Source organism: Epibacterium ulvae, from assembly GCF_018678075.1.
Classification (GTDB): domain Bacteria; phylum Pseudomonadota; class Alphaproteobacteria; order Rhodobacterales; family Rhodobacteraceae; genus Epibacterium; species Epibacterium ulvae_A.
In genome coordinates this window covers 49,494-55,737 of record NZ_JAHHIR010000053.1, presented here as the reverse complement: position 1 = coordinate 55,737, position 6,244 = coordinate 49,494, and the positions used below count along the sequence as shown (strand labels likewise).

At 59.5% G+C, this 6,244-nt stretch carries 8 protein-coding genes; 5 read left to right on the top strand and 3 right to left on the bottom strand.

Features of this window, described 5'->3' with window-relative positions:
• Positions 1-191: 191 nt before the first annotated feature.
• Both KMP13_RS13630 and KMP13_RS13625 read right to left on the bottom strand, forming a co-directional pair.
• Positions 192-524: an AzlD domain-containing protein gene (locus KMP13_RS13630; protein ID WP_215266396.1), complete on the bottom strand. Its 333-nt coding sequence runs from the start codon at positions 522-524 to the stop codon at positions 192-194.
• On the bottom strand, positions 521-1,276 hold the full coding sequence (locus KMP13_RS13625; protein WP_215266394.1) for an AzlC family ABC transporter permease: 756 nt from the start codon (positions 1,274-1,276) through the stop codon (positions 521-523). Before KMP13_RS13625 ends, KMP13_RS13630 begins: the two co-directional genes overlap by 4 nt.
• A 13-nt stretch (positions 1,277-1,289) precedes the next feature.
• Here KMP13_RS13625 and KMP13_RS13620 point away from each other — a divergent pair, with 13 nt between their 5' ends.
• The 5 genes from KMP13_RS13620 to KMP13_RS13600 are packed head-to-tail and all read left to right on the top strand — an operon-like array spanning position 1,290 to position 4,977.
• Positions 1,290-2,216: a formate dehydrogenase accessory sulfurtransferase FdhD gene (locus KMP13_RS13620; RefSeq protein WP_215266393.1), complete on the top strand. Its 927-nt coding sequence runs from the start codon at positions 1,290-1,292 to the stop codon at positions 2,214-2,216.
• Entirely contained in the window at positions 2,213-2,569 is a 357-nt protein-coding gene (locus KMP13_RS13615) for a hypothetical protein (RefSeq protein ID WP_215266391.1), read from the top strand. Before KMP13_RS13620 ends, KMP13_RS13615 begins: the two co-directional genes overlap by 4 nt.
• Complete coding sequence (gene mobA, locus KMP13_RS13610; protein WP_215266390.1) at positions 2,566-3,201, top strand: molybdenum cofactor guanylyltransferase MobA; 636 nt, start codon at positions 2,566-2,568, stop codon at positions 3,199-3,201. The genes KMP13_RS13615 and mobA overlap by 4 nt, the downstream gene beginning before the upstream one ends.
• Positions 3,198-3,704, top strand: coding sequence for a molybdopterin-guanine dinucleotide biosynthesis protein B (gene mobB / locus KMP13_RS13605; protein ID WP_215266389.1), 507 nt, complete (start codon positions 3,198-3,200; stop codon positions 3,702-3,704). The genes mobA and mobB overlap by 4 nt, the downstream gene beginning before the upstream one ends.
• A 16-nt stretch (positions 3,705-3,720) precedes the next feature.
• Complete coding sequence (locus tag KMP13_RS13600) at positions 3,721-4,977, top strand: molybdopterin-binding protein (protein ID WP_215266388.1); 1,257 nt, start codon at positions 3,721-3,723, stop codon at positions 4,975-4,977.
• Between the two features lie 225 nt (positions 4,978-5,202).
• Here the strand turns inward: KMP13_RS13600 and KMP13_RS13595 are convergent, their stop codons facing one another.
• Positions 5,203-6,231, bottom strand: coding sequence for a hypothetical protein (locus KMP13_RS13595; protein ID WP_215266387.1), 1,029 nt, complete (start codon positions 6,229-6,231; stop codon positions 5,203-5,205).
• Positions 6,232-6,244 lie beyond the last annotated feature (13 nt).

Genomic DNA, 6,244 nt, shown 5'->3' with positions numbered 1-6,244 from the left:
AAGCTTGCGATCGCTGTATTGCCGCTCTGACCGCGTGCGTGCCCTCCCGGCAGATTTGCGGTGCAAATCGCCTGCCGGGCAACAGTGCGTGGCACTCCCGTGACGCACTTGTCCCATAATGCTTCCTTCGATTCCAAAAACAGATCGCACCATGGGATCAAACACCTAGTTGCCTCTATGCCCATGATACCTCAGCCAAACAAGCCGAGATAACCAATCAACAAAATCGCGCCTGTGCCCATCGCCGCAAACACGTTCCGTGTGAAACAACCCGCCGCCAGGGTCGCGCAGCCTACGGCCAGGTGAATGAGGCTGGGTTCGCCGCCGGTCGGCGTAGGCCAGACCACCAAGGGGGCAACCAGGGCAGGGATGACGGCCACAGCGGTATAGCGCAGGTGGCGCATCAGCCACTCGGGCATCGCGCGTCCGCCCATGATCCCAATAAAGGCAAAGCGCAGGGCGAAGCTGCCCACGGCAAGCCCGATGATCACGGTCCACAGGGTAATGGGATCGATATCGCTCATGCCTGGGTCTCCTGCGCGGGAGCTGGAATTGGGCTGGGCTCTTTGCGCCCGGATGGCGGCAGGTGTAATTCAGCCTGGGCACCGGCCATCATTCCGGCCAAGCCAGCCACGATCAGCCCCAGATTATAGGGCAGCATTGAGGCCGGTAACGACACGGCAATGGCCGCGAAACAGGCAATCACATGCGCAGGTGTGCGCATCATCGGCCCAATCATCGCCAAAAATGCGAGCGGCAGTACAAAATCCAATCCCCAGCTCTCGGGAACCTGATTGCCCAGCAACGCGCCAATAACGGTGGCCGACATCCACATTGGGGCGACCACCCCATTGGTGCCAAAGAAATAGGCCAATCGTTGGTTCAATGTCAGCGGCTCACCGGTTTCAAACTGAACAATCGACAGCGCATAGGACTGATCCACCGTGAAATATGCGGCAAAGGCACGTTTCCACAATGGGGCCTCTCCCAGATAGGGTGTGAGCGAGGCCGAATACATGGCGATCCGCAGGTTCACCGCCAAGGCCGAGATCAGGATAACCACCGTTGGCGCTTGTTCCTGCATCAGCTGCAGGGCCGTAAACTGCGCCGCTCCAGCAAAGACTGCCATGGAAAAGCTAAAAGCCGTCAGAACGTCCAACCCGGCTTCGCTGGCAAGTACTCCGAACAACAAGCCAAAAGGGCCGGAAACCAGCATAAAAGGCGCGCCATCGCGGAAGCCTTTCCAAAATGCCGCACTGGTGGTGGTGATTGCCATGAGATACCTTTAGATGAGTAATGCTGCATCTAGGTCGACTGGCGGAGTAATTCAATTGGCGAAATGTGATGGTCATTCCGGATATGTGATCGCGCCGGACCCGGACAACCCCCGTCTGACCCGATCTGTGCAAGGTGTTGATCAAGATGGTGAGATCAGCGAGATCTCGGTGGTTGAAGAACGCCCGCTGACCATCTTCTTGAATTCCCAGGAAATTGTCACCGCCATGACCATTGGCGACTATCCGGACTACCTGGCGCTTGGATTTCTCAAGAACCAGGGCATGTTGTTGCCAACGGATGAGGTCACGCGCATTGATTATGACGAGGATCTGGAGACTGTGGTGGTTCGCACTGCGGTTGAGACTTCACATGAAGAGAAGCTGAAGAAAAAGACCCGCACCTCGGGCTGTGCCGTCGGCACGGTCTTTGGCGATATGATGGAGGGGTTGGAAGGCGTGACTCTGCCCAAGGCAGAGCTGCGCACCAGTTGGCTTTATACGCTGGCGCATCAGATCAACCGCACGCCGTCGCTGTATCTTGAGGCCGGGGCGATCCATGGGACTGTCCTGTGCCATCAGGACCAGCCAATGGTCTATATGGAGGACGTGGGCCGCCACAATGCGGTGGATAAGATCGCGGGATGGATGCTGTCCGAAGGGGTGGGTGCGGAGGATAAGATCCTCTATACCACCGGGCGGCTGACCTCTGAGATGGTGATCAAAACCGCGATGATGGGTATCCCGGTGCTGGCGTCACGTTCCGGGTTTACCGCTTGGGGCGTTGAAATCGCGCGAGAGATTGGCCTGACACTGATCGGCCGCATGCGTGGGCAACGGTTCGTCTGTTTGAGCGGAGAAGAACGACTGGTGCGGGATATGGATCCAAAGGACGCGCCAGTGGAAGACAAGAGACATAGCCGAAAGGGTGCGGAAAATTGATTGACGCGAACCTGTTGCTGGCGATGGTTTATCTTTTGGGCCCGATCATGGCGCTCGGTATTGTCAGCTTTTATGCTATGTTTCGATTTTGGGCCCCCATCGCAGCCGAATTAGATGTCACATTTTTTGATAGCGCCGCTTCGCGCAGAGTACTTTTTGCCGGAGTGATGAACGCAGATCCGGAATTGAAATCACGTGTTAGAAAGCTCCGCTTGTGGTTTTTTGCCTGTTATGCAGCCTTTTTCGTGCATATCACATTGGTTATGGGCATCGGAGCCGTTCTTTTTTTAGGAAGTTTCTTTGCGATCGCTGGTTTTTTAACGCGGCCTTTCGAACTGGGAAAATACACATGACAAAGGCTTTAGGTGTCATTCTCGCAGGCGGTCTCGCCACCCGGATGGGCGGTGGTGACAAAGGGCTGCTGCAGGTTGGCGGGCAGAGCCTTTTGTCCCATGTAATCGAACGCTTATCGCCCCAGGTCGCAGGGCTTGCGCTGAATGCCAATGGAGATGCGACGCGGTTCAGAGATCTGGGTCTGCCGGTTGTGGCTGACAGTATCGGCGGGTTTGCAGGCCCTTTGGCGGGCGTCCTTGCGGGCCTTGATTGGGCGGCAGAGCAGGGAGCCGACTGTATCGTTACCGCTGCTGCTGATACGCCGTTTTTCCCAACCAATCTGGTGTCGCGCCTAGTTGCGGCCTCTGCAAGGCAGGCCCATCCGCTGGTGCTGGCCACAACGCCGCGCACCGGAGAGGAATTGAAATCGGGCGGACGCAGCAAAGTGAACCGTCATCCGACCTTTGGTCTGTGGCCGGTGGCGCTGCGCGATGATTTGCGGGCGGCGTTGAATGATGGCCTACGCAAGGTGGTCTTGTGGACCGACAAACACAAGGGGCGCGAAGCCTTGTTTGAGGCCGCGCCCTTTGATCCGTTTTTCAACGTAAACACGCCCGAGGATCTGAAGCGGGCCGAGGCATTTCGCGTATGAAGATCTATGGCGTCACAGGGTGGAAGAACAACGGCAAGACTGGGTTGATGGAGCGTCTGGTGGCTGAGTTTTGTGCACGCGGCCTGACGGTTTCGACCCTGAAACACGCCCACCACAGCACCGACGTGGACCAACCTGGCACCGACAGTCACCGCCATCGTGTGGCTGGCGCGCAGGAAGTGGTGCTGGCCTCGCCCAACCGGGTCGCGATTATGCAGGAATTGCGCGGAGCGGCAGAGCCGTCCCTGACGGACCTGTTGGCCCGCATGCGTCCTGTCGATCTGATCCTGGTGGAAGGCTACAAAAGCGAGGCTCACCCCAAGGTCGAGGCCTATCGCAGCGCTGCCGGGCAGCCATTGCTTGCGCCGCAGGATCCTTTGGTGCGCGCGGTGGCCACGGATACGCTCTTGGAGCTGGACCGACCACAGTTTGATCTGGATGACACGGGCGCGATTGCTGATTTTATTGCCCACGACCTCAATTTGAAACGCGCGCAGGATTGATAAAGGATCCAGGCCCATGACCTTGAAACCGCCCCCCTTGCGCAACGATTGTTTTGCCTTGCCAGCCGGTGTGCATTGGACCCCGGTGGACGAAGCGCTGGCCCTTTTGCGCGACCGCCTGCATCCCGTGACCGCGGTCGAGACGGTGGCTCTGGTGGATGCACTAGACCGGGTCCTGGCCAAGGATGTGATCGCGCAACGCTCCAACCCACCGCTGCCCAATTCTGCCGTTGATGGCTATGGTTTTGCCGGAGGGCTGTCGGATGGGGAGCATCTGATCCCCTTGATGGAAGGGCGCGCCGCCGCAGGGCTTGCTTTTGAGGGCGAAGTTCCACCCGGACACGCGATCCGCATCCTCACCGGGGCCAGTCTGCCAAAAGGCGTAGATACGGTTATTCTGCAAGAGGACGTCACCACCGACGGCACCGCGATCGCCTGTCGCGGCCCTCTGCGCCAAGGCGCGAATGCGCGTAAAGCGGGAGAGGACGTGGCCGCAGGCGAGGTTATCCTGTCGGCACGGCGGCGTCTGACGCCTGCGGATCTGGCACTAGTGTCGGCAACAGGGGGGAATGCGCTTGAGGTGCGCAAACCTTTGCGGGTGGGAATCCTGTCCACAGGGGATGAGCTGGTTGGGGCCGGCGAAGAGGCAAAGTCGGGACAGATCTTTGACGCCAATCGCCCGATGCTTTTGGCGATGTCGGCACGCATGGGATATGTGCCGGTCGATCTTGGCCGGGTGATGGATGACCGTGAACTGTTGCGCAAATGTCTGGACGAGGCCGCCGATAAGGTCGACGTGATCCTAACGAGCGGCGGGGCATCCGCAGGGGATGAGGACCACATGTCCGCGTTGCTGTGCGAAAGCGGTGCAATGCAGGAATGGCGGATTGCGATCAAACCGGGACGGCCGTTGGCCTTGGGGATGTGGCAAGGCGTGCCGGTGTTTGGACTGCCAGGCAACCCTGTGGCGGCTTTGATCTGTAGTCTCGTTTTTGCGCGTCCGGCGATGGATCTGCTTGCGGGACGCGGCTGGCACGTGCCGCAGGGATTTCAGGTGCCCGCAGGGTTTTCCAAACTAATGAAACCGGGGCGGCGCGAATACCTGCGCGCGCGGATGCGCGGAGGTCGGGTTGAGGTGTTTAAATCCGATGGTTCCGGTCGGATCAGCGGGTTGAGCTGGGCCGAGGGCCTGGTGGAGCTGGGTGACGGCGCGGCAGAGATCGCCGAAGGGGATCCGGTGATGTATTTCCCTTACGCGAGTTTCGGAATGTGACGTAACAGGACAAGGGAAAGTCTCCCGCCTGCTTGTTCACATTCCACGGGAATGTGCTGCGCAGTTGGGCGTGGCACCGTGCTTTGCACGGTGCGGGTTGCATCTGGACGCCACCGCAGCGCGCCGCAGGGGAGCTGCCCGGCCCAACGGGAGAAGGGTCGCAAGACCCGTACGACGGGCGGGAGTTCCCCCGACAGGGCGTGGGTGCAGCCGTTTGGATAGACGTCAGTCGAATGTTCCCGCGACACGGCCCAGCAGCATAAAGGCGCGCGCGGTTCGGGTTTCGCTCAGAGCGGAAATTTCGGAATCCGATGCGCCCGCTTCAAATTCTGAGAACATCTGATCGAAGCGGCGCAGGAAGTGGTGCGCGGCATCGCGGAAAATCGGGTCTTGCTTCATGCGTGCTGATGCCAGGGCAAGAGCCGCCCTGTCGCGTACGCCCCCAAGGCTCGCGATCTCTTTGCCGCGCGCGCCTTGGGCAAAGCTGCGCCAGATTTCGGGACGTGACATGTCCGGGCGCAGGTCATCCATATAGATACCGTCCTGGCTGAGCAGTGTCAGTACATCCTGGGCGGCCTGAATAACCTGGCTCGCCTTACGGTCCTGCAGCGCCAGGCGCAGAGCTACAAACCCATCCTGGTCTTCTGCGGTTTCCGGGAAATTCATCGCGCGGATGAACTGATGCACCGGCAGGGGCGGCTTCATATCATCGGCCGGGGTGCCGAGGGCCAATGCGCCTTGGTCCTGGGCCGGAGCTGTTGTGACCTTGGGGCTGTCGGCCGTATCTCGACTTGCGCCTTCGCGACGGCTGCTCTGGAAGGTGGCAAGCGCGGTTTCAGTGCTGCGCGCGGCCTCGATGATCTCTTCCAGCTTCTTAGTCATCGACGGTCCAGACAGGGCAGCATTTTGCTGCACTTGCGTCAAGTAAGCCGTGCGCAGAGCATCAATCATCACATGCAAACGGTCGCTTTCGCTGCGCACCAGACGTGCCGAACGGATCGACAGCGCTGCAGCCCACAGCAGCAAGACCGGCGCAATCAGCGCAAAAATCGACTGGATCGGGTCAACCCAGCTGGCAACGCCGACCCCTTCACCATCCAACGCGCCGCTGAGCAGGAAGAACAGCACCCACACTAGGCTCAAGCCTGCAGCGATCCATTCTGCCAGACCCAAGGGGTGCACATCACTGCGTTCAAAAACCGGCACAGCATGCGGGTTTGAGGTCTTGCTGTCCGAGGGCGATGTGCCGTTCATAATAGGAATGCTC

Excerpts from the sequence above, each read along its gene's own strand:
- KMP13_RS13630 (WP_215266396.1), bottom strand. The coding sequence starts at position 524 with ATGAGCGATATCGATCCCATTACCCTGTGGACCGTGATCATCGGGCTT.
- KMP13_RS13625 (WP_215266394.1), bottom strand. The coding sequence starts at position 1,276 with ATGGCAATCACCACCACCAGTGCGGCATTTTGGAAAGGCTTCCGCGAT.
- KMP13_RS13620 (WP_215266393.1), top strand. The coding sequence starts at position 1,290 with ATGAGTAATGCTGCATCTAGGTCGACTGGCGGAGTAATTCAATTGGCG.
- mobA (WP_215266390.1), top strand. The coding sequence starts at position 2,566 with ATGACAAAGGCTTTAGGTGTCATTCTCGCAGGCGGTCTCGCCACCCGG.
- mobB (WP_215266389.1), top strand. The coding sequence starts at position 3,198 with ATGAAGATCTATGGCGTCACAGGGTGGAAGAACAACGGCAAGACTGGG.
- KMP13_RS13600 (WP_215266388.1), top strand. The coding sequence starts at position 3,721 with ATGACCTTGAAACCGCCCCCCTTGCGCAACGATTGTTTTGCCTTGCCA.
- KMP13_RS13595 (WP_215266387.1), bottom strand. The coding sequence starts at position 6,231 with ATGAACGGCACATCGCCCTCGGACAGCAAGACCTCAAACCCGCATGCT.